This window comes from Pseudomonas sp. FSL W5-0299 (assembly GCF_005930655.1).
Taxonomy (GTDB): Bacteria; Pseudomonadota; Gammaproteobacteria; order Pseudomonadales; family Pseudomonadaceae; genus Aquipseudomonas; species Aquipseudomonas mandelii.
The window spans coordinates 24,774-41,157 of sequence record NZ_RXHX01000014.1 but is presented as its reverse complement, the minus strand read 5'-3'; the positions used below and the strand labels follow the sequence as shown (position 1 = coordinate 41,157).

16 protein-coding genes are annotated in these 16,384 nt (G+C 58.2%); 10 read left to right on the top strand and 6 right to left on the bottom strand.

The window, feature by feature from the left end; all coding sequences use genetic code 11:
- The first annotated feature begins 153 nt into the window (after positions 1-153).
- Genes FHL16_RS18180 through FHL16_RS18170 form a run of 3 tightly spaced genes read left to right on the top strand, consistent with a single transcriptional unit; the run spans position 154 to position 3,597 of the window.
- A complete protein-coding gene (locus FHL16_RS18180) occupies positions 154-1,257 on the top strand; it encodes a polyamine ABC transporter substrate-binding protein (protein ID WP_010458502.1) in 1,104 nt (367 codons plus the stop codon).
- A gap of 31 nt (positions 1,258-1,288) precedes the next feature.
- The gene (locus tag FHL16_RS18175; protein WP_077748878.1) at positions 1,289-2,707 is read left to right on the top strand and encodes an aminotransferase; all 1,419 of its coding nucleotides are present in this window, start codon (positions 1,289-1,291) and stop codon (positions 2,705-2,707) included.
- 53 nt (positions 2,708-2,760) lie between these two features.
- On the top strand, positions 2,761-3,597 hold the full coding sequence (locus tag FHL16_RS18170; RefSeq protein ID WP_010458507.1) for a helix-turn-helix transcriptional regulator: 837 nt from the start codon (positions 2,761-2,763) through the stop codon (positions 3,595-3,597).
- Between the two features lie 73 nt (positions 3,598-3,670).
- On the opposite strand, the gene FHL16_RS18165 is transcribed toward FHL16_RS18170, so the two are convergent.
- Entirely contained in the window at positions 3,671-3,883 is a 213-nt protein-coding gene (locus FHL16_RS18165; protein WP_077748877.1) for a hypothetical protein, read from the bottom strand.
- A 179-nt stretch (positions 3,884-4,062) separates the two neighbouring features.
- Between FHL16_RS18165 and FHL16_RS18160 the strand changes: the two genes are divergently transcribed.
- Complete coding sequence (locus tag FHL16_RS18160; protein WP_077748876.1) at positions 4,063-4,623, top strand: hypothetical protein; 561 nt, start codon at positions 4,063-4,065, stop codon at positions 4,621-4,623.
- Positions 4,624-5,036: 413 nt separating this feature from the next.
- Complete coding sequence (locus FHL16_RS18155; RefSeq protein ID WP_077748875.1) at positions 5,037-5,399, top strand: DUF6124 family protein; 363 nt, start codon at positions 5,037-5,039, stop codon at positions 5,397-5,399.
- A 192-nt stretch (positions 5,400-5,591) separates the two neighbouring features.
- Here FHL16_RS18155 and FHL16_RS18150 read toward each other — a convergent pair whose 3' ends face one another.
- Positions 5,592-6,515, bottom strand: a complete 924-nt coding sequence (locus tag FHL16_RS18150; protein WP_077748874.1) for a hypothetical protein — start codon at positions 6,513-6,515, stop codon at positions 5,592-5,594.
- Positions 6,516-6,970: 455 nt separating this feature from the next.
- Between FHL16_RS18150 and srmL the strand changes: the two genes are divergently transcribed.
- The 4 genes from srmL to FHL16_RS18130 all read left to right on the top strand — a co-directional run bounded on the left by srmL (position 6,971) and on the right by FHL16_RS18130 (position 12,409).
- Entirely contained in the window at positions 6,971-8,119 is a 1,149-nt protein-coding gene (srmL, locus tag FHL16_RS18145) for a PheS-related mystery ligase SrmL (protein WP_077748873.1), read from the top strand.
- Between the two features lie 242 nt (positions 8,120-8,361).
- Complete coding sequence (locus FHL16_RS18140) at positions 8,362-8,862, top strand: sigma-70 family RNA polymerase sigma factor (RefSeq protein ID WP_010458519.1); 501 nt, start codon at positions 8,362-8,364, stop codon at positions 8,860-8,862.
- Positions 8,863-8,902: 40 nt separating this feature from the next.
- Positions 8,903-9,877, top strand: coding sequence for a FecR family protein (locus tag FHL16_RS18135; protein ID WP_077748872.1), 975 nt, complete (start codon positions 8,903-8,905; stop codon positions 9,875-9,877).
- A 108-nt stretch (positions 9,878-9,985) separates the two neighbouring features.
- Complete coding sequence (locus FHL16_RS18130; RefSeq protein WP_077748925.1) at positions 9,986-12,409, top strand: TonB-dependent siderophore receptor; 2,424 nt, start codon at positions 9,986-9,988, stop codon at positions 12,407-12,409.
- Positions 12,410-12,494: 85 nt separating this feature from the next.
- On the opposite strand, the gene FHL16_RS18125 is transcribed toward FHL16_RS18130, so the two are convergent.
- From FHL16_RS18125 to FHL16_RS18110, 4 genes are all read right to left on the bottom strand, one after another.
- Positions 12,495-13,646, bottom strand: a complete 1,152-nt coding sequence (locus tag FHL16_RS18125; RefSeq protein WP_010458527.1) for an MFS transporter — start codon at positions 13,644-13,646, stop codon at positions 12,495-12,497.
- A 235-nt stretch (positions 13,647-13,881) separates the two neighbouring features.
- Positions 13,882-14,538 carry a carboxymuconolactone decarboxylase family protein gene (locus tag FHL16_RS18120; RefSeq protein WP_077748871.1) on the bottom strand — a complete coding sequence of 219 codons (657 nt, stop codon included), beginning with the start codon at positions 14,536-14,538 and terminating at the stop codon, positions 13,882-13,884.
- 33 nt (positions 14,539-14,571) lie between these two features.
- Complete coding sequence (locus FHL16_RS18115; RefSeq protein ID WP_158080548.1) at positions 14,572-15,081, bottom strand: carbohydrate-binding module family 20 domain-containing protein; 510 nt, start codon at positions 15,079-15,081, stop codon at positions 14,572-14,574.
- A gap of 112 nt (positions 15,082-15,193) precedes the next feature.
- Positions 15,194-15,472 carry a hypothetical protein gene (locus FHL16_RS18110; protein ID WP_077748869.1) on the bottom strand — a complete coding sequence of 93 codons (279 nt, stop codon included), beginning with the start codon at positions 15,470-15,472 and terminating at the stop codon, positions 15,194-15,196.
- Between the two features lie 91 nt (positions 15,473-15,563).
- On the opposite strand from FHL16_RS18110, the gene FHL16_RS18105 reads away from it, so the two are divergent.
- The gene (locus tag FHL16_RS18105; protein WP_077748868.1) at positions 15,564-16,343 is read left to right on the top strand and encodes an AraC family transcriptional regulator; all 780 of its coding nucleotides are present in this window, start codon (positions 15,564-15,566) and stop codon (positions 16,341-16,343) included.
- The last annotated feature ends 41 nt before the right edge of the window (positions 16,344-16,384 follow it).

The following is a 16,384-nucleotide window of genomic DNA, read 5'->3' as shown; positions in this document are numbered from 1 at the left end:
AACGAAACTGCCGCTTTTTGCCATGTCGGCCGTCGCGAGCGCCACAAACCGGCCCACACACCCATTCGGGGTATGGCGCGGTTGGTTGAATCGACCAATAGTGGATTCATCCGCTCATCCAGATCGGAACTCGCTTGATAAGGTGAATTTGCTATGCGCAAGGCCTTCTTGGTGATGCTTGGTGCGTTGATTGTGCCGCTGTCGGCAGCCGTCCACGGCGCCGAAGTGGACGATAGCCACACGCTGCGGCTGTATAACTGGGCGGATTACATTGGCGAAAAAACCATTGCCGACTTTCAGAAAGCCACCGGCATCCGGGTGATCTACGACACCTTTGATGCCTATGAAACGGTTCAGGCCAAGTTGCTCACCGGTCACTCCGGCTATGACCTGGTGGTGTTGAACGCTTCCCTCGCACCACCGCTGATCAAAGCCAAAGTGTTCCAGCCGCTCGATAAAAAGTTGCTGCCAGGCTGGGCCAACCTGGACCCGAAAGTCTTGCAGGACTTGCAGGGGTTCGATGCCGGCACGCTGTACTCGGCGCCCTATACCTGGGGCAGCAATGGCATCACGTACAACGTCGACAAAATCAAGGAGCGCATGCCGGACGCGCCGATTGGCTCGTTGGCGATGATCTTCGACCCTAAAATCGTCTCGCGCTTTGCCGATTGCGGCGTGACCCTGGTCGATGCGCCCACTGAAGTCATTCCACTGGCGCTGAAGTACCTGGGGCGCGACCCGCGAAGCGCCGCGCCGGAGGACCTCAAGGCCGCCCAGGATTTGCTGCTGTCGGTCAGGCCGTACATCCGCAAGTTCGACTCGGTCAACTACCTGACCAGCCTGCCCAATGGCGATGTGTGCATGGCCATGACCTGGTCCGGCGATTACGCGACCGCCATGGCTCGCGCCGAAGAAGCCAAACTGAAGATCAAGCTGGCCTATTTCATTCCCAAGGAAGGTTCGCTGATCTGGTTCGACAACCTGTACATCCCCGCCGATGCGCCCCACGTGGCCAACGCCCACACGTTCCTCGATTACTTGATGCAGCCACAAGTCATGGCCGACGTGACGGACTTCATTCACTACGCCAACAGCAACGCGGCGGCCACACCGTTAGTGCACGCCGACGTGCGCAATAACCCGGCGATTTATCCCGATGACGAAACCCGCCAGCGGCTGTTTCCGCAAAAAACCCAGGATGCAAAAGAGATGCGTGCCATGACCCGGGTCTGGAGCACGGTGAAGAGCGGGATTTGATCGTTTACCCCCTTTGGTTTGAGGTTTGTGTATGGCTACTCCAACTCAGAAAATGCTGTCGAGCGTTGATAACGCCCATTTGCTCAAAGCTGATAAAGCCCACTACATGCACGGCTATCACATGTTCGACGAACACGCCGAACAGGGTGCGCTGAACATTGTGGCCGGTGACGGCGCTTATATTTACGACACCCAGGGCAACCGCTTTCTCGATGCGGTGGGCGGCATGTGGTGCACGAACATCGGGTTGGGCCGAGAGGAAATGGCGCTGGCGATTGCCGACCAGGTCCGGCAACTGGCGTACTCGAACCCGTTTTCCGACATGTCGAATAACGTCGCCATCCAGTTGTGCGAGAAACTCGCCAGCCTTGCCCCCGGTGACCTCGATCACGTGTTCCTGACCACCGGCGGCTCCACCGCCGTGGACACCGCTTACCGGTTGATTCAGTACTATCAGAACTGCCGTGGCAAGCCGGAAAAGAAGCAAGTCATCGCCCGTTTCAACGCGTATCACGGCTCGACCACACTGACCATGTCGATCGGCAACAAGGCCGCCGACCGTGTGCCGGAATTCGATTACGCCAACGACAAGATTCACCACGTCTCCAACCCAAATCCTTACCGGGCGCCGGATGGCATGGACGAGCCGCAGTTTCTCGAGTTTCTGATCAAGGAGTTCGAAGACAAGATCCTGTCCATCGGCGCAGACAAGGTCGCGGGCTTTTTTGCCGAGCCGATCATGGGCTCCGGCGGCGTGATCATTCCGCCCAAGGGTTACCTGAAACGCATGTGGGAAGTCTGCCAGCGCTACGACATTCTGTTTGTCGCCGACGAGGTGGTGACGTCGTTCGGGCGCCTGGGCAAGTTCTTCGCCTCGTATGAGGTGTTCGATGTTCAGCCGGACATCATCACCACGGCCAAGGGGCTGACGTCGGCTTACTTGCCGTTGGGCGCGTGCATTTTTTCCGACCGTATCTGGAAAGTGATTGCCGAGCCCGGCAAGGGCCGTTGCTTCACCCACGGCTTCACCTACAGCGGCCACCCGGTCTGCTGCACGGCGGCACTGAAAAACATCGAGATCATTGAGCGGGAAAACCTGCTGGAGCATGTCGACGTGGTCGGCGCGTATCTGGAACAGCGTCTGGCCACACTCAGCGACTTGCCGCTGGTGGGCGATGTGCGCTGCCAGAAGTTCATGGCCTGCGTGGAGTTCGTGGCCGATAAACGCACCAAGGCGTTGTTCGCCGACGAGATCAACATCGGCGAGATGATTCACTCCAGGGCGCAGGCCCGGGGGCTGCTGGTGCGGCCGATCATGCACCTCAATGTCATGTCGCCGCCGCTGATCCTGTCGTGCGCTCAAGTGGATGAAATCGTCGAGACCCTGCGGGTGTGCATTCTTGAAGTGGCGGGCGAACTTGAGCAGAACGGCCTGTATTTCGGCCAATGAGTTCGTCGAATCCGCGGTTATCAGGTGCCGGTTCACCCGCTAGACTGCGGGGCATGAGCAAACCAAACGATGACACATTGATCGCCTTGCCCTTCGGCGCCTTGCATAAATGGCACGGCGAAATGCGCCAGGCCTTCGCCCATATCGATGAGCCCGACGCGCTGAGCTTTTTGGCGTCGGCCTTCGGGCATCTGGTGGCAATCGAATCGGTGATGATCAGCCTGGAACACAAGGACCGCCCGCCACAATTGTTGTATCAGCGGGGCATCCCGGAAAAATACCGGGAGTCGATCATCGACCGCTATTTTTCCGGGGGCTACCTGCTCGATCCGTTTTGCCTGGCGGTGGAGCAGGGGCTGGCGCAAGGGTTTTATCACCTGGAGGACATTGCCCCGGACAACTTCTTCGACAGTGAGTACTACAAGACTTACTACTTGAAGGCCGGGAGTTCGGAAGACAGTTTTTACATTGTCGATACCGGCCATGACACCCAGGTGTCGGTGAGCCTGTTTCAAGGCTTCGGCGGGGAAAGTCTGCGGCTTGAACAGCTGAACCTGCTGCGGGCGGTTGAGCCGCTGGTGCGCGAATTCATCAGCGAGTTCAGCCGCCGGGGCTTGCAGCTCAGCGCCGTCAATGAGGGCGTGCGTGACGATCTCAAACAACGTGTGCAGTCTGCCTTCGAGCAGTTCGGCTGCGACTTGCTGACCGAGCGCGAGCGGGAAGTGGCGCACATGGTGCTGCGGGGGCACTCGGTGAAATCCACGGCCAGCCAGATGAGCATCTCGCCGGAGACGGTGCGCATGCACCGCAAGAACCTTTATCTGAAGTTGAACATCGGTTCACAGTCGGAATTGTTTGCGCTGTTTATCGAGTGGCTGCGCAAGCACTGATCCAACCGCCAGCCGCTCCCACAAGGCATCACCATAGAAGACGGGATGAGCAATTAGCCGGGTCTTCGAACCACTACGGATCTGACTTTTTATCTACCTGGGGAGCCAAGGGGCTATCCAGCACCCAATGCATTTTCTGAAAGGCTTTGCGCTCGCGCGCGACCGCAGCGTCCCATTCATCCCCGAACGCTTTGCCCGAGCGGACCAGCTCCATGACGGCCGCCGTTGCGACGGTCAGTTCGAGGCGCGCCTGGCGCAGGTCTTCGTTGAACTTCTCAATCGTCATCCATGCACTCTGAAAGTCGTCGCAGCCGTTTGTATGGCCGGGAAGCAGATTTTTTCGGCCAGATTTGAGGGTCGATTGGTAGCAAGTCATAGAGGTTCAACTAGAATTTTAGACGTCGGAAGGCAGGTTGCAGCCGCGCTCAAATAACAAAAACAGTGCAAAACAAGGGGCACCCAACCTTGAAAATTTCAGCCCTCTGCGCTACCGGGAGCTTGTTGGTTTCGACTGCGGTGTCTGCCACCGGGATTATTCCTGTCCTCGACCTGGACTTCACACGACCGGCTATCGAGACCCTGAAAAAAATCGGCATCAATGACGCGTGTATTATTGCCGCCTCCAACCCTGCAGCGTTCACCTACTGCCGGGAAGGGTCATCAACGCTCTGGAAATATCAGGCGCTGGATCTGGAACAACAGGCGTCGATCCTTAAAGGCGAACAGCGACCCTCCACGGATTTCGGGCGAATCACCGTGGTGGAAGTTGACAGTGCCGCCTGCCTGGAAGACACCCCTGCGCCTTTGATCAAGCCGGCTATCACTCGCGGGTTGGCCTTGGGCGTGATCTTGCTGTTTTTGTTGATCGGCTTTCGATACACCTACCGGGCGATCATGCCCCACCGCGATGACCACGAAGAGCTGTCGGACGCGTCCTTGCAACGATTGACCGGATACTTGCCGGCAAAGGCGCTGGGAGCGTTTGGTATTGCCGCTGCCGTGACGCTGGTTTACTGCTTCTGGTGACATCACCGGCAACAGCGTTCGTCCGGACAACTCGGTCAACTGTGGGAGTGAGCCTGCTGCCTGTTTGGCGTACATGTTTAAAGGCGTTTAAGGTTACTTCCTGAAAGCTACAGCGCCTTGCGCCATTGCCTACGACTACGCCAGAATCCGCCGGCTTGTGCGCTTTGGACCCCCTCGGTAACTTGGTCCCCGTCACTGATACCCAGTGATCGGGTTTAGTAGCCCGAAGGTTTGAAGGCTGCACAAGCGTCTGTCAGACAGGTGTTCCAATGCCTGTCCCTGATGGTGGCTGTGCGCAGGGCGCCCTCGGGCGCGCCGGCTTTGCCTTCTTTCCCCGGTCTACTAACCTGCGTACAGCCGCCACCCCTTGTATTAGTAGCGAGGTGTGGCTGCCCATTAAGGAAGAAAGGCATATGTGCAAAGTTACTCCAAACCCGCCAGACACTGATCCGGCATCCCCCTACGAATCACTCGATTCCAAAAAACTCCACGAAGCCGCCGAACGCGCCCTCGACCATTACCTCAACCCCGCCGCCCTCAAAATCCCGGTCATTCGAAAACCGAGCACCATGTTCATGATCGCGCCGGACATCAAAGACGAAGACCTGCTGGCCCACACCTGCGAATCACTGGCCTCGGCCAGCGTCATGACTGCTGATTTCGCGGCGTACCTGGAAGGACCGCATCGGCATACGGCGCTGGGGATCCAGCAGATCATCATGCAAGCGGAACTGGCGGTGAACCGGATGATGGATAACGTCGACGTGCCCCAGTAAGCAGCGTAATACCGCGTCATCGTTCTTCGCGAGCAGGCTCACTCCCACATTAAACCGCGTCCGCCCGGACAACTCGGTCAACTGTGGGAGTGAGCCTGCCCGGGAAGACGACGTATGAAGCGACGCATCGTAGGCATTTTTCGCGATAGGAGATATAAAGCAGGTATCTGTAACTTCCGCACTAATAAACCACTAATTCTCGGGATATACGCTCACTGCTGGACTAAGGAAGTCGATGTGATAACCAGAAGAACCATCACCGATAGCTAAGTGAATCCCGCTGATGCCTTCATTCATTTGTGAGTTGATTCTGTAGTCAATGTTTGAAGCAATGGCCTCGTTGACTCCGATGGCGAACTCCGTCAGTTTAAGTCCGCGAGAACCCGCTGCAAGATCCAGAAGTTTAACGTGCTCCTCATTGTTTACTTGAAGTGACGTGATGGTGTTGTCTTCAATTGATAAGAGCGCCCCATCTTTCGATATTTGATCGCTCAGCCATTTAAGTGGAGTCTTCAAACCCTCTGGTAGTTTCGGGTTGGGCTTTCTAAGTACGGTCAATATTCCCGCAATTTTTAATGTGCCCGAAAAAGAAAACGGGCAAAGCTCTTGTGGGTCCATGTGTGCGTAGTGAACTTCAAAAAACTCAGCTACGGACTGAACGAAATCACCTGACACGTCTTCAGCGAGCAGTGCGTAAGGCTGAGCGTGTGGAGAAATTGAGACTTGCGCATCGGCGTCGTTACCAGACAGGAAAAACTTCTCGTTCGAATTAAGCATGTTTAACACGGAGCGCTGTGTGTGCAATGCACGTTCAAAATTGCTGCTTAGCAAAAGATTCAAGCTATAGAGTGCAATTGCTGTGGTGGGCTCGAACACTTGAGTCGCGCAGAAAACGCTTTTTTTGCTTTCTGTGTTTTTTGCCAGTTCGAACGTTTTTTTTGCAGCGTCATTACTAAAAGAAAACACAATACTGTTTTTTGGTAGTTTCTGTAGCTCAGTAATATTGGCCGTGCTGAATCCTAGGAGCGCACATTCTCTGAGGAAGTCTTCTGAGTCCGCGATGATTGATGGTTTTTCACGGTCAAAGAGTGTCGATATCATATTCGATGGTGACATAAAACCCTCCTGATTCTCTAATGCACGGCAAGAAAGCTTGCCGTGCATTAGACTTATTTAGTCTTCAGTGTGAGCCCAAGCCAGCGGCGCCCATCCGAAATTTTCCGGGCCAGAAGTGATCCGGTTAAGTTTCTCTTTGACGTTTTTTTTTGTTTTTCATTTGATCATCCTTTTTCATTTTTTGGTTTTTGCTCCCTGAATTTCTCGGGAGTGCATAAATTAATACAGAGTTTCTTGATGTGATAAATAGTTTGTTTGAGGTTTTTTAGAATTGTTTTGGCTATGAAGATACTTGGGATGTTCAAATCGGTTATTTATGTAAGTTTGGTCTGTAGTCTTGTTCTGATAATCTGAAATATTGCTTTTTTTGGTTGTGGTCAATGATCTTGTGTCGTTAGGTTTATTTGTGGGCTTGGTTTTTTAGCTCGATATTCAATTGTAGAGAGGGTTGTATAGTGCATGCATCAAAGAAATATCTGACGGATACATCTGTTCATCAAGCCCTGTTAATGGTTGATCTAACCGAATCAAACAATCCCGACCATTCCGTCCGGCTCCTGCTAACTGAAATACTCCAAGGACTTGCCGAAAAAGGTTGGCCTCAGGCTCAACTGCAAACGGGGCCGCGAATTGTCTCCGCCGAGGAAAATTACGGATTACTCGGCTATGACCCGGCAGAGGTCACGCTAGGGAGTGAGCACACCCGTTGGGTCGATGAATACTCGCTGTTGAGAACACAAACCACCAGCCAGATTCCGGCCGCGCTTCATCGAGCGGCTCAAGTGCGGCAACCGGGGCAAACGATCTTGCTGGCCGCGCCGGGTATAACTTTCCGTCGTGATAGCCGGGATCGTTGGCATTGCGCGGAGCCACATCAGATGGATGTCTGGGTATTGGGTGATCCGGAGCTGTCGACGCATGAACAGCTGTTGCGTCTGGTCGGCGACATCCTCAAGTCTGCTGTTCCTGAAAAATCCTGGGTCTACAGCGACAGTCCGCATCACTACACGGAGGGTGGAATCGAAGTGAATGTGGTGAATGACGGTGCTCCGGTTGAAGTACTGGAGTGCGGCCGTATAGCGAGGTCTTTGTTGGAGCGCTTGAAGATTGATCCGCAGCGTCATGGAGGGTTGGCGCTTGGGATGGGGCTGGATCGGCTGACGATGTTGCGCAAAGGTATCCCGGATATTCGCTTGCTGCGAGATCAGAACGTACGAGTGCAGGCGCAGATGCATGATCTGAATCCATGGGCCCCGGTATCACGTTTGCCATCGATTGCTCGTGACATTTCGTTGGCGGTTACGCCCGGGCTGAGCGAGGAGGTGTTGACCGAGAGAATGTTGCAGGCGGCGGGTGACTGTTCTGATTGGATCGAGGAGATGCAGATCAAGGGGCGTTGGGCATTCTCGGATTTACCCGCGCAGGCGATTGAACGACTCGGGCTGCTGCCGGGCCAGGAAAATGTGCTTTTGCGCGTGGTGCTGCGTGATTGTTCGCGATCGATCACTACTGCGGAGGCGAACGCTTTGTATGCGGACATTCAGGCGGCGATGCATGAAGGAGCGCCGGGGGCTGGTTATCGAATGGATCTGCCAAAAGCCTAAAACTAACCTACCCGCGTATTCATTGATGCGTCGCGTCATCGTTCTTCGCGAGCAGGCTCACTCCCACATTAAACCGCGTCCGCCCGGACCACTCGGTCAACGGTGGGAGCCTGCTCGCCATAGTGGTCTTTCAGGCGACATCATTCCTGGGTGACTAACGGCAAACCTGGCGATGTGGAATCCATTGCTTCCCATTAATAGGAAGCATTACTATTCACGCCCCGTCTCCACAGCACACCGCAATGACCCCCAAGTTGCCCCGCAGACACGGCTTTTTCGAGCATTACGAAGAGTTGGTTGGCACCTGGACCCGTCGCCTGAGAAATCGTCAGCAGGCCGAGGACCTGGCGCACGACACCTTCGTGCGGGTGCTTGAGTCCGATTCGTCGGCGGTGGAACAACCTCGGGCCTATTTGCACCAGACCGCGCGCAATATCGCGGTGGATGGTTATCGGCGTGAGGACCGGCGGGGCGCCATGGAGTCGGAGGCGGTTGATCACAGTGGGTCGTCGTCGGGCGACCCGGAGCATTTCATGCAGGCGATCCAGTTGGCTGATTCCATCGAACGGGCGCTCTGCGAGCTGCCGGTCAACTGCCGAAAAGTCTTTGTCTGGCAGAAGATCGAAGGCCTGACCCAGGCGGAAATCGCCGAACGCCTGGGTCTGTCCAAGAACATGGTGGAAAAGTATATGATCCGCACCTTGCGGCATCTGCGCGACCGCCTCGACGGACTGCACCCATGATCGGCCGCGCTTTCTCATCCCCAGCCAAACAGGAACTTCCATGATGGATACTCGTGATTGTGCGTGCGGGCAAACAACGGTGCGCGACGATGCGGTGCGCTGGTTTGTGCGTTTGCAGGAACCGGCCGTGGACGTAGAAGCGTATCGGCGTTTCGAAGCCTGGCTGGCTGAACATCCCCAACATCGCGACGAATTTCAGGTGCTGCAAGGCTTGTGGACGGCCGCCGATCTGCTGCCTGCCAAGCGTCTGCAAGCCCTCTGCGAAACGCCGCCGGCACGTCGCAAGCGTCAGCCGCTGGTGCGTTATGCGGTGGCGGCCAGTGTGCTGGCCGTGGCGCTCGGCTTGGGGTTTTTCAGTGGGTTGAATCACCCGACGACCTACACGGCCGACTATTCCACGGCCTTGGGCGAGCGTCGTCATGTGGCGTTGCCCGACGGTTCGGTGATCGACCTGAACAGTCGCAGCCGCGTGCAGGTGCGCTATGAAAAAGACCGGCGTGGCATCGAGCTGATGGAAGGCGAAGCCCTGTTCAGCGTCGAGCATGACAGCCGCCGGCCGTTCGTGGTCGAGGCGGGTAGCGGCAAGGTGACGGTCACCGGCACGCGTTTCGATGTGCGCCGCGACCTGACCGAAACCCGGGTCGCGGTGGAGCAGGGCACGGTCAAGGTTCAGGGGCAGGGACCTGATGTGATCAGCCTCACCGCCGGCCTCGGCACTCGTGTCGATGCCAAAGGCGTGGTTGCCGCCGCTTATGCGGTCAATCCGACGGAACTGACCGCGTGGCGCAGCGGCAAACTGGTGTTCAACAACGCCAGCCTTGCCGATGTCGCCGCAGAAGTCTCGCGCTACCGCGAGAAGCCGCTGACGGTCGGCAACGACAAAGTGGGCAATCTGCGCCTGACCAGCGTGTTCAAAGCCGACAACACCGACGCGCTGCTCAAGGCCTTGCCGAACATTCTGCCGGTGGCCGTGCGGACCCTCGATGACGGCAGTCAGGAAATAATTTCCAATTAATTTCCAAACCGATTCAGGTTTTTTTTGAGTTCTTCGTCTTCTTGTCCAACTGCAACTGGTTTGCATTAACAGCCGCACACTCTTGCGATCTACAGGACAATGTTCGACGTGAAGAAAACCACCGCTAAAAACAATAAGTCACCTTGGCTGCGGCTCGCGCTCGCCCTGGCCGTCAGTGCCGCGCTTCCCCACGCATTTGCCGCCGACGGCATTCATATTCCCGCGCAACCGTTGGGCCAGGCCTTGAGTGAGCTGGGTCAGCAAACGTCGTTGCAGGTTTTCTTCAGTCCTGAGCTGGTGGCCGGCAAACAGGCCCCCGCCGTCGACGGCGACCTCTCGCCGGAACAGGCCTTGCGCCAATTGCTGCAAGGCAGCGGCCTGCAATACCAGATCGATCAAGGCTCGGTGACCCTGATGCCGGCGCCGACTTCCGCAACGGCCGGCCCGATCGAGCTGGGCATGACCGACATCAAAGTGGTCGGCGACTGGCTCGGCGATGCCGACGCTGCGGTGGTGCAGAACCATCCCGGCGCACGTACCGTGATCCGCCGCGAAGCGATGGTCGAGCAGGGCGCCATGAACGTCGGCGACGTATTGAAGCGCGTGCCCGGCGTGCAAGTGCAGGACGCCAACGGCACCGGCGGCAGCGACATTTCCCTGAACGTCGGCGTGCGCGGCCTGACCTCGCGCCTGTCGCCACGCTCCACCGTGCTGATCGACGGCATACCGGCAGCCTTCGCGCCCTACGGCCAGCCGCAACTGTCCATGGCGCCGATTTCCTCCGGCAACCTCGACAGCATCGACGTGGTGCGCGGCGCCGGTTCCGTGCGGTATGGACCGCAGAACGTCGGTGGCGTGATCAACTTCGTGACGCGCGCGATCCCGGAAAAAGCCACCGGCGAAATCGGCACCACCCTGGAAACGTCCCAGCACGGCGGCTGGAAGCACATCGACACCGCATTCCTCGGCGGCACCGCCGACAATGGCATCGGCATGGCGCTGTTGTATTCCGGCGTGAACGGCAACGGTTACCGCGAGCGCAACAACGGCAATGACATCGACGACGTGATGCTCAAGACGCACTGGGCGCCCACCGATGTCGACGATTTCAGCCTCAACTTTCACTACTACGACGCCAGCGCCGACATGCCCGGCGGCCTGACCCAGGCACAGTACGACGCCAATCCGTTTCAGTCCGACCGCAATAACGACAACTTCAGCGGGCGCCGCAAGGATGTCTCGTTCAAGTGGACGCGGCAGCTCGATGATCGCACTCAGGCCGAAGTGCTGACGTACTACACCGACAGCTTCCGTGGCAGCAATATTGCGGCTCGCAATCAGCAAACCCTGGGCTCGTTCCCGCGCACGTATTACACCTTCGGTATAGAACCGCGGGTGTCCCGTGTGTTTGACGTCGGCCCGACCACCCAGGAAGTCAGTGTCGGTTATCGCTACCTCAAGGAGGGCATGCACGAGCAGGCGAGCCGCCTGGCGCTGGTCAACAACGAGCCAGTGATTCGTCCTGGTTCGGACGGCCATGTGTACCAGGATCGTACCGGCGGCACTGAAGCCAACTCGGTGTACGTCGACAACAAAATCGACGTCGGTAACTGGACGATTACGCCCGGCATCCGCTTCGAACACATCAGCACCGACTGGCACGACCGCGCCGAGCTCGACACCGCCGGCAGACGTGTACCGGAGAAGAACCGCAGCATCGAAAGCAACGAGCCGCTGCCTGCCCTGAGCGTGATGTATCACCTGTCGGAGGAGTGGAAGCTGTTCGCCAACTACGAAACCTCGTTCGGCAGCCTGCAGTATTTCCAGCTGGGTCAGGGTGGCACGGGGGATGAACCCGCCAATGGCCTGGAGCCGGAAAAGGCCAAGACTTATGAAGTCGGCACGCGCTACAACAATGAGGTGTGGGGCGGCGAGTTGACGGCGTTCTACATCGACTTCGATAAAGAGTTGCAATACATCAGTAATGACGCGGGCTGGACCAACCTCGGCGCGACCACGCACCAGGGCATCGAGGCGTCGGTGCATTACAACATGGCGGCACTGGACCCACGGCTCGACGGCCTGACCGCCAACGCCGGGTTCACTTACACCCGCGCCGTGTATGAAGGTGAAATTCCAGGCTTCAAGGGCCGTGACCTGCCGTTCTATTCGCGCCAGGTGGCGACCGCCGGCCTGCGTTACGACATCAACCGCTGGACCTACAACCTCGACGCGTTTGCCCAGTCCAAGCAGCGCTCACCAGGTGTTGCGGTGAACGCCGATGGCAGCTTCACCAACAACTACATCACTGAAGGCTCTGCTGATGGTCAGTACGGCGACATTCCGGGCTACGTAACCTGGAACGTGCGCGGTGGGTATGACTTTGGTTCGCAGCTGTCGAACCTGAAGCTCGGGGCCGGGGTAAAAAACATCTTCGACAAGCAGTACTTCACCCGCTCCAGCGACAACAACTCGGGGATGTACGTCGGTGCACCACGCACGTTCTTTGTGCAGGCCAGCGTCGGGTTCTGATAGCCGAGTCGCCTTCATTCGCGGGCAAGCCTCGCTCCTACAGGGATCACCGAACCTGTAGGAGCGAGGCTTGCCCGCGAAGCTTTCAAACCTTCAACACTTTCCCGCCAATGGCTACCGCCACCAGCAACACCGCCATCAACCCGAAGGCAAAACTCAAGCTGCTGCCATGGGCGATAAAGCCGATCACTGCCGGGCCCGCGAGAATTCCCGCATAGCCCAATGTGGTAATGGCCGGCACTGCAATGTGCTCAGGCATGACCGTCTGTTTCCCGACCGCGGTGTACAGCACCGGCACGATGTTCGAGCAGCCCGCACCCAATAACGCATACCCGACCAGTGCCGCCTCCCAGGCCGGCGCAAACGTCGCCAATGCCAAACCCACCGCCGCCATCAGGCCGCCGAACACCATCACCCGCGTCGCGCCCAGGCGTCGGACAATCCGGTCCCCGGTCAGCCGTCCGGCGGTCATGGTCAGCGCAAACGCGGCGTAACCGAGCCCCGCATACGCCGTGTCAATCCCGCGTTCCTGCGCCAGGAACACCGCGCTCCAGTCGAGCGCCGCGCCTTCGGCCAGGAACACGATGAAACACATGCCGCCAATAAACAGCACGATGCCATGGGGCACGGCAAACGCCGGTCCCGAGCTTTCGCTGCCGTAAGGCAACAGGTGCGGCGCGGCTTTGAGCAAGGCCAGCACCAGAACCACGATCACCACCGCCATCGCCCCCAACGGCGACAGACCCAAGCCGAGCAGGGCGCTGACACCCGCCGCGCCGACAATCCCGCCGAGGCTGAACATCCCGTGAAACCCCGACATCATGTTCTTGCCGCTGGCCCGCTCGACGATCACCGCTTGCAGGTTCACCGTCGAGTCCACCGTGCCCAGGCCCGCGCCGAACATGAACAGCGTGGCGATCAATGCCGGTATTGACGACACGGTGGCCAGCAACGGCAACGCCGCGCAAATCAACAACGTCCCCCCGGTTGCCACACGACGGCAGCCGAAACGCGTGGCGAGCAGGCCAGCTATCGGCATCGCCAGAATCGAGCCCACCCCCAGGCACAACAGCAACAACCCGAGCGTCCCTTCGTCGAGCCCGGCCCGTGCCTTGGCATACGGCACCAGCGGCGCCCAGGCGGCGATGCCAAGACCGGCAATGAAAAAGGCGATGCGGGTGGACATCTGCTCCAGGCGTCCGGGAACAAATGAGGCTTGGGTATTGAGGCTGGTCATATCGATCCTTGGCAAAAAAACGTCGCACTCCCAAAGGGACAGTGACTGACCCATAGGGTTCGGTCAGCGTCCACAGCGGTTTGCGGTCAGGCAGGGCGACATCCTTGCATAGCCTGACCCTCTGTCGCGAGCGCAGGCCGCGAGTTAATTGCCTGTGCAGGCGACAACGTGTGGATGCTGAAGGTTTGCAGCGGTATTTTCCGACGCACTGGCTGTGGTCACGAACGGTTGTCGATCAACGAGCAATAAAACGTGTCACCGAGACGATCTGCGTTCCTTGCACTTGAATGTGCAAGAGCGCGGCAGGAAGGGAGGGCTCGTCGTCGAAACATTCAACAATGACGGTGCTGGCCGTTGTCGCCTGGATCGAAAGGCGTAGCGAGCGGCGTAACAGGCGTTTGATCGCAGCACTCAGGGGGACGGCTGATTTGCCATTGCGTACTTGCTCACAAAACGCCAGCGCTACCTCGCGCGGTGTGGGGGGAGGCGGCGAAACAATTGCGGCTTCGTCAAACAGTCGATTGAGCTGATCGGCCGCAGCCACCGCTCTCGGAAAACCGGCGAAGGCTGAAGCCTGCAGCAATATTCCCGTCAGTTCTGCCGGTGCGAGCCCCGAGGCCAGCCCCGTCTTGAAATGCACACTCAACGGTGGCCCGACCATGCCCGCCGCGACAATCGCAGCAAACGACACCGCTTCACGCAGACGAGGATCCAAGTCAGAACGGTCATGCAAATAACCGTAAACAACACCCACCGCCAGTTCGCCCAGGGCCGGAACCGTTCTGAACAGTGCTTCCAGGCGAGTTGCGCCGTCAGGAACCAGGTCGATGAAGGATTTCCGGCCCTCGCTGTATAGCGTTTCCATGGGAGAGATCGGGTATCGGCTGCTCATGTCGTGCCCTCTTTTCAGACCTGCAACGCCAATCTAGAAGGTGCCTCTTGTCTCGCTCTCGGTGCCGCTGGTGAAGCTGACGTTTGGTCCTGGCTGCCAACGCACGGCGTGCGACGCGTCGTTATTGCGCTCGATGCATTTCCACAGGATGTCTTGATCCGCCGGCACATCAATCGAACCGTTCCATTGGTTCTGCGCAGGCCTGTGGGCCAATGCCACGGCATGACGAGGATCCCAGGCCCCCAGTTCCAGCGATAAGCCCACGGCATAATCGTCGCGCAGCGTGATGAATTCGGCGTTGAAGGTTTCGAACACGCGCGGGTTGTCGGTCTTTAGATCGGCGTTCCCATCGAGGAAGGTGTCGCCCTTATCGCAGGCGCCACAATCATGGCGGCATTCGCTCCGGCCTCTGAGGAACAGCGGTTCATTGCGATTGTTTTCGGCCATGGGGTTGGGTACGACGTCGTAGACCAATTTGACGCCTGCAGTTACTCCGCCGAGTACCAGGGCAATGAGCAGGGACACTAGGGAAGCCCGTTTCATGACCTTCCTCCGAACGTGCATCAGGAGCTTCACTCTGGCCCGGGGGCGAAGGCTTGTCTGCTGTCATAACTGACAGATCTGGCAGACTTGTTCGCAATAAGTGTCGAGGGATTTATAACTGAGTGACTGGAGGAACGCCCGGCTCTTGCTCACACAACGCCCGAACCAGTGGGTCGCGCACCTGCATCAGTTCGAACAGGCCCAGGGCACGTAGCGCCGGCAACGCCTGGAGAATGTCTTGCGTGGCGGCCGTGCGTTGATCCTCCGGTGTCTGGGGATCGATCAGCATCCGGGCATTGATCAGAAAGGCCCCGACCGTGCCTTTGCGCACGACAGTTCCATTGAATTGGCCTTGGTTCAGATCGTCGGGAAGCAGGTCTTCGGCGCGCATGGTTGAGACTCCGGTGAATGAGTGCCCAGACTAATCCGTTGCTCATGGCTAAACTGCGCTATCCGGGTCATTCGATAACGTGAAACTGCCAATGGCTGAACCGCTGATATCTGTTGAACAGGCGCAATCCAACGCAGGGCCGCTGGTGATTGCGTCGGTCCTGGACAGTCCCATTGAGCGCACCAGCGCTCTCCACCGGCATGCGCGCGGGCAACTGTTGGGCGCGCGGCGCGGGCTGTTGACGGTGGAGGCGGCCGATCATCACTGGGTGGTGCCGGCGACCCATGCGGTGTGGATTCCACCCGACTGTGTGCATGGCTTGCGCTCCCACGGCCCCTTCCACGGCTGGAGTGTCTACGTGGTCGCGCCGGCCTGTGTCGTATTGCCCGGACAACCCTGCATCATCGCAACTTCAGGTTTGCTTCGTGAGGCCGTCGACCGGGCGGCGACCTGGAGCGAGGGACCGCTGGATCAGCGACAGGCGCGGATCGCTCAATTGATTGTGGATGAGGTCGCCGCGCTGCCCGCCGAGCACTTCGGTCTGCCGCTGCCACTCGACCCGCGTCTGCGGCGGATCAGTCAGGCGCTGGCCGACGACCTCGCCGACAACCGTTCGCTCACCGAGTGGGCGCAATGGGCCGGTTTGTCTGCCAGGACGCTGGCCCGGCGCTTCGTCGATGAAACAGGCTTCAGCTTCAGCCAATGGCGCCAGCGCGCACGCTTGCTGCGAGCGCTGGAGTTACTCGCCGCCGACGTACCGGTGACCACCATCGCCCTGGAACTGGGCTACGACAATGTCAGCGCGTTCATTGCGATGTTCCGGCGAACGTTTGGCGTGACGCCGGGCCGGTATTTCATCGCAGGCCGTTGACGCCTACAGTACGGGCTCTTTTCAAGCTGACTTTCAGGACC

What these genes read in the sequence shown, in the direction of transcription:
- FHL16_RS18170 (WP_010458507.1), top strand. Translation starts at nt 2,761, where the DNA reads ATGAGCAAACCAAACGATGACACATTGATCGCCTTGCCCTTCGGCGCC.
- FHL16_RS18125 (WP_010458527.1), bottom strand. Translation starts at nt 13,646, where the DNA reads ATGACCAGCCTCAATACCCAAGCCTCATTTGTTCCCGGACGCCTGGAG.
- FHL16_RS18180 (WP_010458502.1), top strand. Translation starts at nt 154, where the DNA reads ATGCGCAAGGCCTTCTTGGTGATGCTTGGTGCGTTGATTGTGCCGCTG.
- FHL16_RS18140 (WP_010458519.1), top strand. Translation starts at nt 8,362, where the DNA reads ATGACCCCCAAGTTGCCCCGCAGACACGGCTTTTTCGAGCATTACGAA.
- FHL16_RS18110 (WP_077748869.1), bottom strand. Translation starts at nt 15,472, where the DNA reads ATGCGCGCCGAAGACCTGCTTCCCGACGATCTGAACCAAGGCCAATTC.
- FHL16_RS18150 (WP_077748874.1), bottom strand. Translation starts at nt 6,515, where the DNA reads ATGTCACCATCGAATATGATATCGACACTCTTTGACCGTGAAAAACCA.
- FHL16_RS18175 (WP_077748878.1), top strand. Translation starts at nt 1,289, where the DNA reads ATGGCTACTCCAACTCAGAAAATGCTGTCGAGCGTTGATAACGCCCAT.
- FHL16_RS18105 (WP_077748868.1), top strand. Translation starts at nt 15,564, where the DNA reads ATGGCTGAACCGCTGATATCTGTTGAACAGGCGCAATCCAACGCAGGG.
- FHL16_RS18165 (WP_077748877.1), bottom strand. Translation starts at nt 3,883, where the DNA reads ATGACGATTGAGAAGTTCAACGAAGACCTGCGCCAGGCGCGCCTCGAA.
- FHL16_RS18135 (WP_077748872.1), top strand. Translation starts at nt 8,903, where the DNA reads ATGATGGATACTCGTGATTGTGCGTGCGGGCAAACAACGGTGCGCGAC.
- FHL16_RS18120 (WP_077748871.1), bottom strand. Translation starts at nt 14,538, where the DNA reads ATGAGCAGCCGATACCCGATCTCTCCCATGGAAACGCTATACAGCGAG.
- FHL16_RS18155 (WP_077748875.1), top strand. Translation starts at nt 5,037, where the DNA reads ATGTGCAAAGTTACTCCAAACCCGCCAGACACTGATCCGGCATCCCCC.
- FHL16_RS18115 (WP_158080548.1), bottom strand. Translation starts at nt 15,081, where the DNA reads ATGAAACGGGCTTCCCTAGTGTCCCTGCTCATTGCCCTGGTACTCGGC.